The 15,059-nt window shown below is 65.0% G+C and carries 16 protein-coding genes; 7 read left to right on the top strand and 9 right to left on the bottom strand.

The window, feature by feature from the left end:
* Nucleotides 1-4: 4 nt before the first annotated feature.
* Both DOL89_RS25215 and DOL89_RS22565 read right to left on the bottom strand, forming a co-directional pair.
* Nucleotides 5-145 carry a hypothetical protein gene (locus DOL89_RS25215; protein WP_162937816.1) on the bottom strand — a complete coding sequence of 47 codons (141 nt, stop codon included), beginning with the start codon at nucleotides 143-145 and terminating at the stop codon, nucleotides 5-7.
* 627 nt (nucleotides 146-772) lie between these two features.
* On the bottom strand, nucleotides 773-1,180 hold the full coding sequence (locus DOL89_RS22565) for a hypothetical protein (RefSeq protein WP_119681615.1): 408 nt from the start codon (nucleotides 1,178-1,180) through the stop codon (nucleotides 773-775).
* Between the two features lie 483 nt (nucleotides 1,181-1,663).
* Here DOL89_RS22565 and DOL89_RS25210 point away from each other — a divergent pair, with 483 nt between their 5' ends.
* Together DOL89_RS25210 and DOL89_RS22560 are read left to right on the top strand one after the other, a co-directional pair.
* Nucleotides 1,664-2,818, top strand: a complete 1,155-nt coding sequence (locus tag DOL89_RS25210) for a cupredoxin domain-containing protein (RefSeq protein WP_162937815.1) — start codon at nucleotides 1,664-1,666, stop codon at nucleotides 2,816-2,818.
* 20 nt (nucleotides 2,819-2,838) lie between these two features.
* On the top strand, nucleotides 2,839-3,903 hold the full coding sequence (locus DOL89_RS22560; protein WP_162937814.1) for a multicopper oxidase domain-containing protein: 1,065 nt from the start codon (nucleotides 2,839-2,841) through the stop codon (nucleotides 3,901-3,903).
* 45 nt (nucleotides 3,904-3,948) lie between these two features.
* Here the strand turns inward: DOL89_RS22560 and DOL89_RS22555 are convergent, their stop codons facing one another.
* From DOL89_RS22555 to DOL89_RS22545, 3 genes are all read right to left on the bottom strand, one after another.
* Nucleotides 3,949-4,407, bottom strand: coding sequence for an RES family NAD+ phosphorylase (locus DOL89_RS22555; protein ID WP_119681613.1), 459 nt, complete (start codon nucleotides 4,405-4,407; stop codon nucleotides 3,949-3,951).
* On the bottom strand, nucleotides 4,404-4,841 hold the full coding sequence (locus DOL89_RS22550) for an antitoxin Xre/MbcA/ParS toxin-binding domain-containing protein (RefSeq protein WP_162937813.1): 438 nt from the start codon (nucleotides 4,839-4,841) through the stop codon (nucleotides 4,404-4,406). The genes DOL89_RS22555 and DOL89_RS22550 overlap by 4 nt, the downstream gene beginning before the upstream one ends.
* Before the next feature lie 635 nt (nucleotides 4,842-5,476).
* Entirely contained in the window at nucleotides 5,477-5,725 is a 249-nt protein-coding gene (locus DOL89_RS22545) for a CRISPR-associated endonuclease Cas2 (RefSeq protein ID WP_119681611.1), read from the bottom strand.
* A 176-nt stretch (nucleotides 5,726-5,901) separates the two neighbouring features.
* On the opposite strand from DOL89_RS22545, the gene DOL89_RS25205 reads away from it, so the two are divergent.
* Nucleotides 5,902-6,042 carry a hypothetical protein gene (locus DOL89_RS25205; RefSeq protein WP_162937812.1) on the top strand — a complete coding sequence of 47 codons (141 nt, stop codon included), beginning with the start codon at nucleotides 5,902-5,904 and terminating at the stop codon, nucleotides 6,040-6,042.
* A gap of 221 nt (nucleotides 6,043-6,263) precedes the next feature.
* On the opposite strand, the gene DOL89_RS22540 is transcribed toward DOL89_RS25205, so the two are convergent.
* From DOL89_RS22540 to DOL89_RS22530, 3 genes are all read right to left on the bottom strand, one after another.
* A complete protein-coding gene (locus DOL89_RS22540) occupies nucleotides 6,264-6,677 on the bottom strand; it encodes a response regulator (RefSeq protein WP_162937811.1) in 414 nt (137 codons plus the stop codon).
* A gap of 611 nt (nucleotides 6,678-7,288) precedes the next feature.
* Nucleotides 7,289-8,653, bottom strand: a complete 1,365-nt coding sequence (locus tag DOL89_RS22535; RefSeq protein ID WP_119681609.1) for a sensor histidine kinase — start codon at nucleotides 8,651-8,653, stop codon at nucleotides 7,289-7,291.
* The gene (locus tag DOL89_RS22530) at nucleotides 8,650-9,393 is read right to left on the bottom strand and encodes a response regulator (RefSeq protein ID WP_119681608.1); all 744 of its coding nucleotides are present in this window, start codon (nucleotides 9,391-9,393) and stop codon (nucleotides 8,650-8,652) included. The genes DOL89_RS22535 and DOL89_RS22530 overlap by 4 nt, the downstream gene beginning before the upstream one ends.
* A gap of 499 nt (nucleotides 9,394-9,892) precedes the next feature.
* Here DOL89_RS22530 and DOL89_RS22525 point away from each other — a divergent pair, with 499 nt between their 5' ends.
* Both DOL89_RS22525 and DOL89_RS22520 read left to right on the top strand, forming a co-directional pair.
* On the top strand, nucleotides 9,893-10,345 hold the full coding sequence (locus DOL89_RS22525; protein WP_119681607.1) for a (2Fe-2S)-binding protein: 453 nt from the start codon (nucleotides 9,893-9,895) through the stop codon (nucleotides 10,343-10,345).
* A gap of 3 nt (nucleotides 10,346-10,348) precedes the next feature.
* A complete protein-coding gene (locus DOL89_RS22520) occupies nucleotides 10,349-12,562 on the top strand; it encodes a xanthine dehydrogenase family protein molybdopterin-binding subunit (protein ID WP_119681606.1) in 2,214 nt (737 codons plus the stop codon).
* Nucleotides 12,563-12,816: 254 nt separating this feature from the next.
* Here DOL89_RS22520 and DOL89_RS22515 read toward each other — a convergent pair whose 3' ends face one another.
* A complete protein-coding gene (locus tag DOL89_RS22515; RefSeq protein ID WP_119681605.1) occupies nucleotides 12,817-13,740 on the bottom strand; it encodes a LysR family transcriptional regulator in 924 nt (307 codons plus the stop codon).
* A 110-nt stretch (nucleotides 13,741-13,850) separates the two neighbouring features.
* Here DOL89_RS22515 and DOL89_RS22510 point away from each other — a divergent pair, with 110 nt between their 5' ends.
* Nucleotides 13,851-14,171 (top strand): nuclear transport factor 2 family protein, encoded by a 321-nt coding sequence (locus tag DOL89_RS22510; protein ID WP_119681604.1) that lies wholly within the window; start codon nucleotides 13,851-13,853, stop codon nucleotides 14,169-14,171.
* Nucleotides 14,171-14,950: an SDR family oxidoreductase gene (locus DOL89_RS22505; protein ID WP_119681603.1), complete on the top strand. Its 780-nt coding sequence runs from the start codon at nucleotides 14,171-14,173 to the stop codon at nucleotides 14,948-14,950. Before DOL89_RS22510 ends, DOL89_RS22505 begins: the two co-directional genes overlap by 1 nt.
* Nucleotides 14,951-15,059 lie beyond the last annotated feature (109 nt).

The raw sequence follows: 15,059 nt of genomic DNA, 5'->3' as shown, positions 1-15,059 counted from the left end.
CTGATTATCGGCCCTGCATGTCCTGCGGACGCTGATCCAGGTCAAAGGCAGCCACATATCCCTGGGTTCTGGCATGCCCCATCGGCGTGAATGTCCAAGCTGGAACGACATCGCCGCTGGCGCCATCGGCGGACAGAACCGCCATGGCGGCACCTCCCCTCCTGGATACACTGACGCTTGTTCCATCCTTGGTCCGGCCAGGCTCAGGACGAAAAGCGGGTTTTCCTGTTCTTGGACTGGCGCAAGCGGCAGAAGGCGCCGGACGGCAGAACCGTCAGGACCTTTCTCGTGATCTTCGCTTCTGGGCTGAAGGAATGGACGCGGCAAGGCTATGAAACGCCTATGGAAGCTTACCGGTGCAGGAGCCATCGCCGCCGCTCTGGTGGGGTGTACGCTCTCATCGCCCCATTTTCAGGGGGTGCGGCCGACACGAGCGGAACATCGGGCGCTGCAGGAGTGCATCGATACGCAGGTTGCGCAGCACCTCACCCAGGAACCTGAGCGACCGGACCCGGAGATTGCCAGCTCGGCCGTGGAGCAGTGCTTTGGTCCGGTGGAGCACAAGCTGATCCTCAGCCCCGGAGGGGCCACCGAGGCGCGGGAGTTCGAGAGCCACCTGCGTACGGAGACCCTGGTCGCCATCCGGTCGGAACGGGCACGTCGACTAAGCCCTCCAGCTGGTCCGGATGTGAAATAGAGGTCTTATCGAGACAGGGTGCGTCAATCGCCGCGTCAGTGCGGAATACAGGCCTGCCGACTGATCCGACCAGGATCAATCTTCTGAGCCGGCCCTCTGCGCGCGGACCCGCACGTCTCTTCCTTGGACTTCGACCCGAAAGCCCGAGGCAACGATGGATCGTTGCAATCGATCAATCTGCTGAGCCAGTGTACGGCGTTCCGTGAGTACGGGAACCATGATGGCGCCGATCAGGCTGAGCATCAGTCCAGCCAGAACGGCCCCCCAGACACTATGGCGCGTGATGGCGACGCCGAGAATAATGGCAACGAGCACGGCGATGCAGCCTTCCGCCGCCAGCAGGCGGGTCTCTCTCCGATGCTCCGCATAAAGCTGACGGAGGATCTGCACATCGGCGTCGAGCAGCGTCCTACCCTGGTCGCCAACGCCACTGCCATTCTCCAGCTCCGTCACATCGCCCCCAACCGACGCCACCGAGATCACGCATCCAGTCCTGAAGCAGCAACCCTCTCTCCTGTCCCCTTGCTCTGAGAGACCTATCTGCTTTCCTCACCGCGAGGTGCGGCCGCCATCATCACCTTGCTCGAACGCAGGCTGAGGCATGTTGTTGCGAGCGCTCCCGGTCAGGCGATCGGAACATCGGGACTCATGGTCCAGCAGATTGCCGGTCGCCGCCGCTTCGACGAGGTGAGCCGGCGGGGGCGAACGGTATTACGGGAAATGCGGCTTTCCCGGGCTGGGCCGGCCACCAGCTTCCACCTGCGATCATCAGCCATGCCGCCCGGCTCTGCTCCCGCCTATATATCACTTACGGTTTTACTAAGACCGGCCTAATATTTATTCCGCCTTCTTCAGTATTAATCCGACTCATCTTGGAAATCCGCGCTGCTCGTTTCGTCTCAGGGCTACATATCAGTCAGGTCCGGCACCGGACGCGAGGCGATGACCCTGCTCTGGGGGAAGGCAATGAAACGCGCGATCATGCTGGAAGCGGTGGGGCGACGCTCCGTCATCATGTCCGGGCTGCTTGGGTGTGCAGCTCTATCCATGGCGAGCGCCACGACCATGGTCGACGATGAGGTCTCCGTCCCGGAAGACGGTCACGATCAGACGATCGTCCTTGAGATCCACGATGTTCTGCTGGAGTTGATCGACGGGAAACAGGTGTTCATGTACGCCTTTTCCCTGAAGGATGAGCAGCCGACCGTGCCGGGCCCGGTGATCCGGATCAAACCCGGCCTGAATGTCCGCTTCCGGGTGCTCAACAACAGCAGCCGCGCCCATGATTTCCAGATCCTGGGCATGGGGCCGTCCATGGGGCTGATCCCGCCGGGGGAGCGGGGCGAGGTCACCCTGACGGCCTCGCGGTCCGGGACCTTCATGTATGTGGACCCGGAGAAGACGCCGGTGAACCGGGTTCTCGGCCTGCACGGCATCATCGTGGTCGACGGGGCGGAGAACGCCACCAGCAACGGCAAGCCCATGCCCTATGCGGCCGCGGATGCGCCGCCCGGGAGCGCGGTGGACGCGCTGTTCGGCCGGCTGGCGCAGAACCCGTTCCCCGGCAAGCGCTGGCGGCACGGGGCGGCCCGCGAGAAGGTCTGGGTCTTCAACCAGGTGGATGAGCGCTGGTGCGCCCGGGCACGGGCGGGCGAGGATTTCTCCGCCTCGGATTTCATGAACGACTTCCGGCCCCGTTATTTCACGCTGAACGGCCACAGCGGCTACGATGCCGTGCACGATCCCGACTGCGTGCCGACCGGGGTGATCGGCGACCCGTTGTTGTTGCGCATCGCCAATGCCGGCCTTGCCTGGCACTCCCCCCACATCCACGGCAACCACATCTATGCCGTTGGTTCCAGTCGCGGTGAGCCCGGCCCTTCCCGGCCGCTCTCCAACGTGAAGGAGATCGACACCTGGACCATGCCGCCGGGCGCCGTTGCCGATTACCTGCTCCCCTTCCGCAAGCCGCCGGACATTCCGGCTGCGAAATGGCCGATGACGCAGGAGCGGTTCCCGCTGGCGTATCCGATGCACTGCCACAACGAGATCTCCCAGACCTCCGGCGGCGGCTCCTATCCCATGGGGCTCGTCTGCGACTGGGTCATCGAGAGCGCTTAGCCCAGCAGGAGACCGGTTCCATGACGGACGAGACCATCATTCCGCGCGCCCCTGCCGATCCCGAAGCCTTCGATGAGTTCGGCTGCCGGGTGTTCGCCAGCAGTCCGGCCACGCCCGACAGGCTGACGCCGACCGTGAGGTTCCACCGGCAGGTCGCTGATTTCAGCGTCACGATGGCGGACGGCAAAGTGCTTCCGTTCTGGGGCTTCAAGGACCCGGACGACAGCGGCGGCGACCGGACCTGGCCGTCCAAGATCATCCGCGTCAATGAAGGCAGCGTGGTTCATTGCGAGCTGAAATCCGGCAAGAACACCCATACGATCCACTGGCACGGGATCGACCCGACGCCGATGAATGACGGGGTCGGCCACACCTCCTTCGAGGTCAAGAGCGACTATACCTACCAATGGTACGCGTCGCAGGCCGGCACCTACTTCTATCACTGCCACAAGAACACGGTGCTGCACTTCGAGATGGGCATGTACGGCATGCTGATCGTCGATCCGCCCAACGGTCCCGGCAGACTCTACGCCGCCCGGTCCACGGACGACATCAGCCCGCTGGAACCGCGCGACCTGGCCTATGCGGCCGAGGCGATCTGGATCTATGACGATGTCGACCCGCGCTGGCATGAGCTGAGCCATCAGGCCGGCATCTGCGGCGAGGATGTGGGGCTGGACCGGTTCGAGCCGAAATACTTCCTGTGCAGCGGAATCCCGAACAGCCGCACCTTGACGCAGGCCAATACCGTCGTGAACGTGCCCCGCAGCAGGACGGCCCTGATCCGCGTGCTGAATGCATCCTACAGCACGCTGCACGTGACCTTTCCCTTTCCCTGCTACATCGCGGAATCCGATGGACGCCCGCAGCGCTGGAACCCAACACGGGGAGACTATGCCAGGCCGGAGCGGATCGAGGCGGACCAGCCCATTCTCATGACCTCGGCGCAACGGCATGGAATCCTGGTCCGTCACGCCGATGTTGCCCCTGGAACCTACACGGTGCGAGCGGAGTTCCTGCACTGGATCACGCATCGGCCGCATGCCGGCGGGCAGGTTCTGACCAGGGTGAACGTCGTGGCATAGCCTGGGCGACCGGGCATGGCCCAGACCACCCTGACCGGGAGACCGCTACGGTTTGACGATCTTGAACAGCCTGCGGTCGAAAGGCAGGCTCGCCGTGCCGGTGATCCGGAGCCGATGGGCATCGGGGTGCAGCGGGTTCAGCAGGACGTTCCAGATGCCGGGCATGATGGCGCTCGGCACGCGCAGCAGGGCCGAACGTGCACCTTCCAGCCACCGATCGCCGGCGGCGCGGGAGACCTGCCGGTTCTCGGCCCAGTCATCGGGCAGGTCCACGCAGCTTTCCAAGCCGATATCCCCGTCCGCCTCGATGGTCAGCAGCGTGTAGCGGTCCGGCAGATCCTCGAGCCGGCTGACATCCACATGCACCAGAACTTCGATCAGGGCGCCCGGCGGGCTTTCCGCCAGATAGACGATCGGCCGCCCACGGGTATGCCAACGGCCGGACGCCCTCAGTCCGCCGATCCCCTGCAGGTCGGCATAATTGCTGATACGCCAGAGCTTCACCCGAAGAAGCCCTCGTCGATGGCGACCAGTTCCTCCTCCACCAAACGGGCGCCGATGTCCGTGTCCAGCAGCTCCATCGGGACCTCGCCCCCGAGCGAGCTCTTGGGCGAAGCAAGCCAGGACAGGGCCTTCTCGCGCCGGCCGAACACCGCCTCGGCGAGGGCCAGGATGCTGGCCGTCCGGTAGGCCCGCTCACTTTCCTCCAGCGACAACAGCTCCTGCCGGTGGCGCCGATGTTCGAAGGTGCGGCGCGGCACGATGCGGTCCAGCACGCGCCGCTCCACCCCCGCTTGGCGCAGGGAGGAAATCGCCTCCGGCTGAAGTCGGCGGCGGACAACCCGGACGGCATCCAGATCGGAGCCGGGCGTGCTCTCCAGTCCCAGAAGGGCGGAGGTCAGCACGCGCTGGCGCTCCTGAAGCGTTGCAACTCCCATGTCCCTCTCCGAACCTTGCGCAACGTGCCACATGAAAATGGCATCTTGCGCCGTCTGCTGCAAGGGCGTCTCTTGCACCGGGTCGGATCGGACTTGCGGGCCGGAGGGAACCGAGCGCATCTCCATCAGGGCGTCGTTCGCGCGGCTGATCAGGCGGCACCGGCAATGTGGGTCCTGGCGGAGGTCGCATCGGCCGGCGGGTCGCTGATGGCTCCCTTGTCGCGGCCAACGATCCTTCCGCCGGATACCAGACGCGGATCGTCATGATCAACCAGACGAGACCGGCCAGGGCGAGGGCCAGGAACCTCATACAAACGCTACGGCACCTGTGAGGCGGAGCTGACCGTCAAGTGTGCACCCCGGGGCCGGCTTTCGCGGACACCACCGCCACGCCGCGCCGGGTCGGTTTCAATCCACGCCTCTGCATGAGGGGCGACCGGGGCCAGCCTAACTCATTGTCGCGGGTACCGGAATCAGCCTGTTTGCGCGAACCTGCGCAAGCACAGTGGGAAGTGCTCCAGGCCGTTCGGGAGAGAGGCCTCTCAACCGATTGATTTCCATTGCGAACCACCGCCGCGCCCGGAAAGGCCGCCGGTCTGGGCGCTTGGGGTTCGCGCAGCGCCGCGTGCAGCCGCCTAAAGGATCAGCGGCCCCTCGATATCCGTCGGGGTGCGGCAGCCGACATGCTCGATCCGGTGCCGGGCGGAAGAACCTAGAAGATAGAAGCGCAGGCTGTCCGTCTTCGCGTCGACGCGGAGGTCGAAAGTCCGGGCCGCTGGCCTGTTGGACGGTGGCTCCTTGCGCTCAGGGGCGCGGTGAACGCAATCGCGCCGAAGTTGGAGATGCTTCCTGTAGCTGGGCATATCTGGCAGACGCTGGGGCATCTCGGGACCTGGGAAGCGCCTTACGTGAACACTGCCTTGGTCTCATTCAAACGAGCGCGGTCTGGTAAGAAAATTCTTGTGCATCCGCCATTTTAGCAAGCAACGCCTGTTTCTGGTAGGAATTTGGTAATTAACGTGCGCAATTCTCGGGCGAGAACCTGCTTGTGAGGTGTCACATGTCATCTTGTCGTATCGCCGCCAGCCAGTCCCGTGCCGAGGAGATGAAGCTTCCCCCGGCCATCCGTGCGATGATCCTTGCAGCGGTCACGGTGGTGCCTTGGGGCGCAATCATCTGGACGACATCGCTGCTCGCTTGAGCCTCCACGCTCCTCCGGCCTTTGATCAGGGCATCCTTGCTGTGGTTGTCCCGGTCTGTACCGACAGCCGATGCAGCGGCGCAGATCTTATGCCAGAACCTAATCTGCCTCAGGGGCGAACAACACAGTTGGCGTCATGGACGCGGATGGCCGGTTGGTCGGGCTGGTTACGCCGGAGGCCGTGGGCGAGATGATGATGATCAACGCCGCCCGCGGCGCCCTTACGGTGCGGACCTGAACAGCTCCAGTCCCGCCGGAACGGCCTGTGGCGGCCGTCCACCGATGAGCTGGCCGGCGGCTTCGATGCTGGCCAGCAATGTGGATTCGTTGCAGGGCTTGCCGAGACAGCCGAGTGCCGCATCCCGGTTGGCCTTGGCCTCGTGCACCTGACCGGTCAAGAAAAGCGAGGGGGTCACGCAGCGTTTCCAGGCATACCGTGCCAGTTCAATTCCCATCCCGCGCCCGTCGGGCAGATTGATGTCCATCAGTAAAAGGTCGGGTTCTCCCGTCTCGATCAACGCCAGTGCGCCGGCCCGTGTCTGGACCACCCCGCTGACAGTATGGCCAGCTCCTTCCAGCACGTCACGGGCCCACATGGCGAGCAGCGCCTCATCCTCTACAACCAATATCCGCATGGTCGCACCTTGGTGAAAGGGGTGCCAAATAACCAGCAGAATCGCAACTCGTTCTTCGGATGTAGAGGAATTTCTTTGTACGCCGCCGTACATACCCTCCACATCTGACAGCTTGCATCCTACTCTCCACTGGCAGGACATACTATGCGGCTACAAATAAATTCGAAGATATAGCGCAGAACATCCGGCTTCCAGGGCTTCCGGAGCACCGGCTCTGATCCCGCCGGTCTTTCCCGTCGTGAGCACCCGCTCATCCAGGCAAAGGGAATGCCTTGTGCCCCGTGGGTCTGGACCAGCTTGTTCGTCAAGCCGACCGTCAGCGGGTGACTGGTCAGCACGATGCCGGGGCGGTCGCTCTCCAGGATTCTCTGCGCCGCGCGGCATGTAGAGCGACGACCCTCTCGTCTTCCAGGATCATCACGCGCTTCTGCGCGCCTGTGCTGACCTACCTTACCGTGCCGCTGATGGCACAGTGATCCCAACCCATAATCGGGGTCCGCTTCCTGAATGCTTGCGGCTGACAACGAGCCTCATAGGTCCTGATCAATGGGATCTGGTATTGGACAGTCATGGCAACCTGTATAACGATGTTTACCGCTATCACGCCGGGGTTATGGCAGACTCTTGCAGATCGGCAGGTTCAGAATGGCCCGGAGGCCGCCTTCAGGGCGCCGTTCCAGCCATATGTCGCCGCCATGACCACGGGCAATGGACCGGGCGATTGACAGGCCGAGCCCTACGCCGCCAGTACGCCGATTGCGGGAATCCTCCAAGCGGACGAAGGGGTCGAAGACGCGCTCAATCTCCCCGTGGGGAATGCCGGGACCGTCATCATCAATGACGATCCGCACCTCTCCGCCGGATTGGGACAAGACCACGCGGGCGCAACCGCCATAGGCGACAGCGTTTTCAACCAAATTGCGGACCGCCCGGCGCAGGGCAGCCGGCCGGCAGATCACCACGAGTTTGCTGGAGGCGTCACAGGTGACGGGCGCTCCGACCTCCGCCATGTCGTCGCAAACGCTTTCCACCAGGGAAGCGATATCCGCCGGACGAGGCTCCTCGCCGGCTTCCTCGCGGGCGAAGGACAGCATGGTCTCCGCCGTCTGGCGAAGCTCGTCCAGCGTATCCAGCATCCGCGCCTTGGTCTCCCCCTCCTCCAGCAGTTCGACGCGCAGGCGCAGATTGGTGATAGGGGTCCGCAGATCGTGGCCAACGGCGGCCAGCATGCGGGTTCTGTCGTCCACGAACCGGCGCAGCCTGGCACCCATGGCATTGAAGGCGGCCCCGGCCCGACGCACCTCCTCCGGTCCAACGGTCTCATCCAGCGGCTTTACCGCTTCTCCGCGCCCCAACCGCTCAGCCGCCAGGGCCAGGGACTGCAACGGACGGGCGATGCGGCGGGAGATGAAAAAGGAAACCAGCGCCAGCACGCCAACGGCGGACAAGGTGGAGAGGAGCATGGGCCGTGTCAGGCCCGGCAGCCGCTGGGTCTGGTAGGTGGCCGCGTTCAGCCAGCGCCCGTCGGGCAGCAATACGGACATTTTCAGGGCGACGTCGGCGGCTTGGCCCGACGCTTCGCCGGCCGCATCGTCGGGGCGCGACAGCTTGACGAATATATCCCGCGCCCCTGGTCCGATCAGGCTGCGCAACCGGTCTCTTGCGGCCTCGGCCTCCGGGATCGCCGGCTGATAGTCCACAGCTTGGCGATCGGCCAGCCAGAACCGGAACTCACGTCCGCTGGCAGCTTCCAGCATGTCCTGGTGCAGGTTTGTCGGCGTGGTGGAGAGCAGCCGCACCGCGGCGCCAACGCGGGCGATGGTGTCCAACACGTGCATCTGCCGAACAGCAAAGGCCCGTTCATCCATAAAGGCAAACCAGCTTCCCAGCTTGGCGACGAGGACCGCGGCCGCCAGCAGGACGACCATCTGAGCGAACAGCGTGCGGGGAAAGCGGCGGAGATGGGCTTTGATCATGGCCTCGCGCTCACGTCCGCGGCAAAGCAGTAGCCGCCGCCCCAGACGGTCTTGATCAAGATGGGATTGCGCGGGTCCGCCTCCACCTTGCGGCGCAGCCGGCTCACCTGATTGTCAATGCTGCGGTCGAACACCTCCGCCGCCCGGCCCTTTGTCAGGTCCAGGAGTTGATCGCGGGTCAGCACCATGTTGGGATGGCGCACGAACGCCTCCAGCAGCAGGAACTCGGACGTGCTGAGCGACACAGCGACGCCGTCCGCCCCCGTCAGCTCCCGCCGGCCAAGATCCAGCGTCCAGCCGTTGAAGCCGAGCCGGCCGTTCTCTCCCCGTCGCACGGCGGAGCCTGCCGGCAGGCTGCGGCTCCGGCGCAGCACAGCGCGCACCCTGGCCAGCAGTTCGCGCGGTTCGAATGGCTTCGTGACGTAATCATCGGCCCCCATCTCCAGGCCGATCACCCGCTCCATCGCGTCACCGACCGCGGTCAGAAAGATGATGGGGAGGTCCGTGGTTTCCCGCAGATGGCGGCAGAGGCTAAGCCCATCCTCGCCCGGCATCATGATGTCGAGAAGCACCAGGTCCGGCGCCGTGGCACGAAGCGCACGCCGGGCCGCGGCGGCATCCTCGGCCGCGGTGACGCGCAGCCCATGCCGCTCCAGATAGCGCGCCAGCGTCTCCCGGATATCGCGGTGGTCGTCCACCAGAAGTATGTGGGCGGCTGTGTCGGACACGATCACGGACATGGAACACCGGTGGGCGTGCAAGGGCGCCATTCGCCCAGACTGTGGCATGGGCTGCGACACCGCCGAAGCGGGAAATTGTACCGAATTGTGTCAGGCCCGCCATTTGCGACAGCCCGATACGAAACAGGCGGGATCAGGACAAAGGCTAGCGACAACTCTGCCGCACAAAGCGGCCGTCGGCCATCTGCCCCGCTTGAGCCGATGCCCGGCCGGGTCCCCTTGCCGCTCCCCGCAGCCCGGCCGGGCTCCTTTGCCGACTGCAGAATTCCGGCTCCGCGTGGCGGTCCCGCCCCGCACCTGAAACCGGTCCGGAGAACCACATGTGGATTGTCGCCTATGCGCTTCGCCGCCCCTATAGGATCGCCGTCTTCGCCGTGCCGGCCCTGCTGTCGGCAGCGGGTAAAGCCATGCCCCCCAGACGCGACAACGCTGCCATCTACGCGCTCGGCGGCCCGGACCATCAGACAAGGCCACCATCCCTTACCCAAGGAGCACAATCATGATCGAACTGCTCGTCAATGGCAGGCCGGTGCGCGTGGATGCACCGCCGGAGACGTCGCTGCTCCATGTCCTGCGGGAGCATTTGGGACTGACAGGCACCAAGTATGGCTGCGGCACCGGCCTGTGCGGCGCCTGTACGGTGCATGTGGATGGGCAGCCCGTCTTCGCCTGCCAGACCGCCAGCGGCACGCTGGCGGAGGCGGAGATCACAACCATCGAAGGCCTGTCGGAAACAGGCGATCATCCCTTGCAGCGGGCGTGGATCGCCGAGCAGGTGCCGCAGTGCGGCTACTGCCAGCCCGGCCAGATCATGCGCGCGGCCGCATTGCTGTCGGAAACGGCCGAACCGACGCGGGATGAGATTGTCCGGCACATGGCGCCGAACCTGTGCCGGTGCGGAACTTATCCACGGATCGTGAAGGCGATCCAACGCGCAGCGCGGGAGGGCTGATCCATGGCGACGAACGATGCAGCTGCCTTTACCCGCCGCCTGTTCCTCGCTGGCGGCGGCGGATTGAGCTTCCTGATCGCCGCGGGCGGGCTCCTGAAAACCTCGCCCGCGCATGCCGCTCGGCCTGATGCCGAGCCGCGGCAGGTCAATGCCTGGGTTTCCATCGCACCTGACGGCATTGTGACCATCAAGCTGGGTTCCGCCGAGATGGGCCAGGGGGTGATGACAGCCCTGCCCCTGATCCTGGCGGAGGAGCTGGACGCCGACTGGACGAAGGTGCGGGTCGAACCGGTGACCCACGATCCGGACGGCATCTATGGAAACCCGAAGACGGGCGGCGTGCTCTACACGGCCGGAAGCTCCTCCGTGGAGGGCTACTTCCCGATCCTGCGCCGGGCCGGCGCCACGGCGCGGCGCGTTCTGATCCACAGTGCGGCGCGTCACTGGCAGGTGGCCCCGTCCGAAGTCACGACCCGACCCGGCTTCATCCTCCATGAGGCCAGTGGGCGGCGGCTTGGGTTCGGCGATGTCGCGTCGCTGCCGGAGATCGTCACCGACGTGCCCCCTGTCACCGATGCCGAGCTGAAGCCGCGCGCCGGCTTCCGGCTGATCGGCCGCGATGTCGGGCGCCTCGACGTACCGGCGAAGACCCGGGGTGCCGCCGAATATACGATCGACGTCCGTGTCCCCGGCATGCTCTACGCCGCTCTCCTCCGGGCGCCAGTGGAAGGAGAAGCCGTGGCCGCCCTGGATGATGCGGCGGCGACAGCCATTCCCGGCGTGGTGCGCGTCATGGCATTGGCCGACGCGGTTGCCGTACTGGCGGAACAGTGGGAGATCGCACTCGCTGCGCGCGACGCGCTGAAGGTGGAATGGACGACCGGCTCCGGATTCCGCAAGGCCGACAGCGACGCCGATCTGGCGCGCGACATCATGGCGGCACAGGACCCTGGCCGGAACGGCGTGGCCTGGTCCTCCCGTGGGGAGCCGGATCACATCCTGGCCGGCGCGTCCCGCGTCGTGGAAGCGGACTACGCCACCGACCATGTCTATCACGCGCAGATGGAGCCCCTGGCGGCTGTCGCGCATGTGGATGCGGACGGAAAGGGAGCCGAGATCTGGATCGGCACCCAGAGCCAGACGGTGACGCTGGCTGTGGCCACTCAGGTGCTGGGCACCACCCCGGACCGCATTCGCTTCCACTCCATGCAGATGGGGGGCGCCTTCGGGCGGCGCACCTTCTTCGCCCGCGACCTGCTGCGCGACGCACTGATCCTCTCGCGTGAAGCGGGGCGTCCGGTCAAGCTGATCTGGACGCGGGAGGACGATGTGGCAAATGGGTGGTTCCGCCCGGCCACGGCGCACCGGCTGCGGGCAGCGCTGAACCCGGACGGCACGATCGCCGCATGGCATCACCGGGTCGCCTGCCCGTCCATCTTCGGCTATCTCGCTCCCGACCGGCTTACACGCGCCGAGGGCCGCGACCTGTTGATCATGGAAGGCAGCGATATCGCCGATTATGCCGTCCCCAACCTGCTGGCCGAGCACATCAATACGGAACGGCGGGCCCGCCTGGGGGCATGGCGCGGCATCGGCTGGGGGCACAACCTCTTCGCCTCCGAATGCTTTGTGGAGGAGCTGGCGCGGCGATCCGGAACCAATTCCCTGGACTACCGCCGTCAGCTCCTGGCGGCGAACGCCCGCGGATTGGCGTTGCTGGAGGCTGTGGCCGCCATGTCGAATTTCGGAAGCCCGCCGGAAGGCCGGGCGCACGGCCTTGCCTATGCCGGCTACAAGGGCACGCGCGGCGCTGGCGTGGCGGAGATCTCGCTGGACACGGATACGGGCCAGATCCGGGTCCACCGGTTCTTTGCGGCCGTGGATGCCGGCATCGCCGTCCAGCCCCGCAACATGCTGGCCCAGATCGAAGGCGGCATTATCTACGGTTTGTCCGGCCTGCTGAAGGAACGGATCACGATCAAGAACGGCGAGGTGCAGCAGAGCAACTTCTATGACTATGAGATCCTGCGGGCCGATGAGGTGCCGGAGATTGAAATCCGGATCATCGACAGCGACGCCCCGCCGACCGGAGCCGGGGAGATCGGCGTGCCGATGACAGGGGCAGCGGTCGCAAACGCCTTCCTCGCCCTGACGGGCCACGCCCTGCGCCATATGCCCTTCACGCCCGACCGGGTCATGCAGGCGCTCAACGCCTGAGATGGAGGCCGACAGGAGCGATCGATGAAGCGCTTCAAATCACTTGTGCAGGCCCAATGGGTCCTTGCCGGCCGCGGCCAGGTTGCGAAGCAGTTCGGTCGCCTGGCCAACCTCTCCAATGCCGATCATCGCCGACACAGGGCTCAGGCCTGCCAGACCTGCGCCGCGGGGCCGATGCAGCCAAAGCCATCCGAAGCAGACATGCCCAGCCCATGGTGCGGCCGAAGCTCAAGAAATTGACGCTGCTGCTCTTCCTATGGCGCAGCGTCTCGCGGCTCTAACGCGTGCCCGGCGGACGCGCGAGCCAAGGCGAGGAAGGCTTTCAGTCCGGCAGACAGGTTGCGCCGTCCGGGATAGTAGAGACAGAGACCCGGAAAGGGCGGCGTCCAATCTTCCAGAACCCGGATGAGGCGTCCTGCCCGGATATCGGCAAGCACGTCCTGTTCCAGGAAGAAGCCGAGACCAATGCCCTCACTGACGGCGGTTCGCGCCAGACCCGCTTCGTCCAGCGTGATTGGACCGCGCACGTCGATCTGCGCGGCCCCGCCCTGCTTCTCGAAGCGCCACCGGTAAAGCGCCCCGTTCGGCAGACGCACACGCACGCAGCTGTGATTGAGGAGGTCCGGAGGAACCCGAGGCTTGTCATGGTCCTCGAAGTAAGCCGGGGAGCCGACGACCGCATACCGTTGGGGGCGGCCGAGCGAAACGGCGATCATGTCGCTTGGAACGAGATCGGCGACGCGCACACCCAGATCAAAACCCTCGGCAACAATATCGACCAGCCGTCCCTCGGTGACCAGATCGACATTCATGTCCGGGTAGCGGCGAAGAAATTCGAGGATAAGCGGCGAGATGATGTCACGCGCTGCGAACGGAGCGGCATTGATCCGGATCGTTCCGGACGGCGTCTCACGCTGAGAGCGCACCGCGTCCATGGCCCCGTGGATGTCCCGAAGCGCGGGGCCGATCTGTTCGACAAAGAGCCGGCCCGCATCGGTCAGCGAGACGCTCCGGGTCGTGCGGTTGAACAGGCGCACACCCAGGCTCGCCTCGAACTTGCCGATCGCGTGACTCAAGGCGGTTGTGGACATTCCAAGGTCAATCGCTGCGGCCCGGAACGATCCCCTGCGGGCAATCGCGATGACAGCATCCAGATCGGTCAGGCCTGCTCGGATCATTATCCCGGTTTCTTCATCTTCGCATGCCGAACTATCCCTATTATCAGCACAATAATCCAGTCCTATGTTCCCCAGCGATCCCACCCGTCACGTCATGAAGGAGCAGGAGGATGGACCTTCCCTCAGCTGTGAATGCGTATTTCAAAGTCGATAAGGGCCAGGACGGCGATGCCATGGCGCAGGTGTTTTCAACCAATGCCGTCGTGAAGGATGAGCGCAGTGTCCATGCGGGTATCGAGGCGATACGGGCTTGGTGGCTTGCCGCAAAGGCCAAGTACCACCACGTCGCCGAGCCAATCGAGATGACCAGGATCGGCAACAGGGTTTCAGTCCGGGCCGAGGTGAGCGGGCGGTTCCCCAACAGTCCCGCAATGCTCGAGTTCGTCTTCACGCTGGGAAGCAACAAAGTCACTGAGCTGGAGATTCGGTAATGTCGGAGTTCCTCACGCTCAAAGGGAAGCGCGCCCTGATCACGTCCGGCACACGGGGCGCCGGGGCTGCCACAGTCGACCTCTTCCGGGAGCTTGGCGCACAGGTGCTGACGACGGCCCGCTCGCGGCCGGAGACGTTGCCGGCGGAGCTCTTCGTTGCTGCCGACCTCACCACCGAGGAAGGCTGCGCCATCGTGGCCGAGACGGCGCGCCAGCGGCTGGGCGGCGTTGACATCATAGTGCACATGCTCGGCGGATCGTCGGCGCCCGGCGGTGGCTTCGCGGCGCTGACCGATGCCGAATGGTGGAAGGAGCTGAATCTCAATCTGTTCCCCGCGGTGCGGCTGGACCGGGAGCTTGTGCCCGGCATGATCCGGCAGGGGAGCGGGGCTGTGATCCACGTTTCCTCCATCCAAAGGCTGCTTCCTCTGCCGGAGGCCACGACCGGCTATGCCGCCGCCAAGGCTGCGCTCTCGACCTATAGCAAGAGCCTGTCGAAGGAGGTGTCTCCCAAGGGCGTTCGTGTCGTACGGGTGTCACCGGGATGGATCGAGACCGACGCCTCCGTCCGTCTGGCGGAGCGCCTCGCCCAACAGGCTGGTACGGATTACGAAGGTGGCAAGAAGATCATCATGGACTCGCTCGGCGGCATTCCGATCGGGCGCCCGTCCAAGCCCGCCGAGGTCGCAAATCTCGTTGCATTCCTTGCGTCGGATCTGGCGGCAACGATCACCGGCACAGAGTACGTGATCGACGGCGGCACGGTTCCGACGGTATGAGCGCGCCAAGGCGCTGCCCGACAGACCAGGCAGCTCTGACGCGGGCACCGCAGATTTCTGGGGCTTAGCGTCATCGCTGCACATTACCTCGAACAAGGCATGGGCTGGG

Source organism: Indioceanicola profundi (genome assembly GCF_003568845.1).
GTDB classification, from domain to species: Bacteria; Pseudomonadota; Alphaproteobacteria; order Azospirillales; family Azospirillaceae; genus Indioceanicola; species Indioceanicola profundi.
This window is presented reverse-complemented; position numbering and strand designations above follow the sequence as displayed.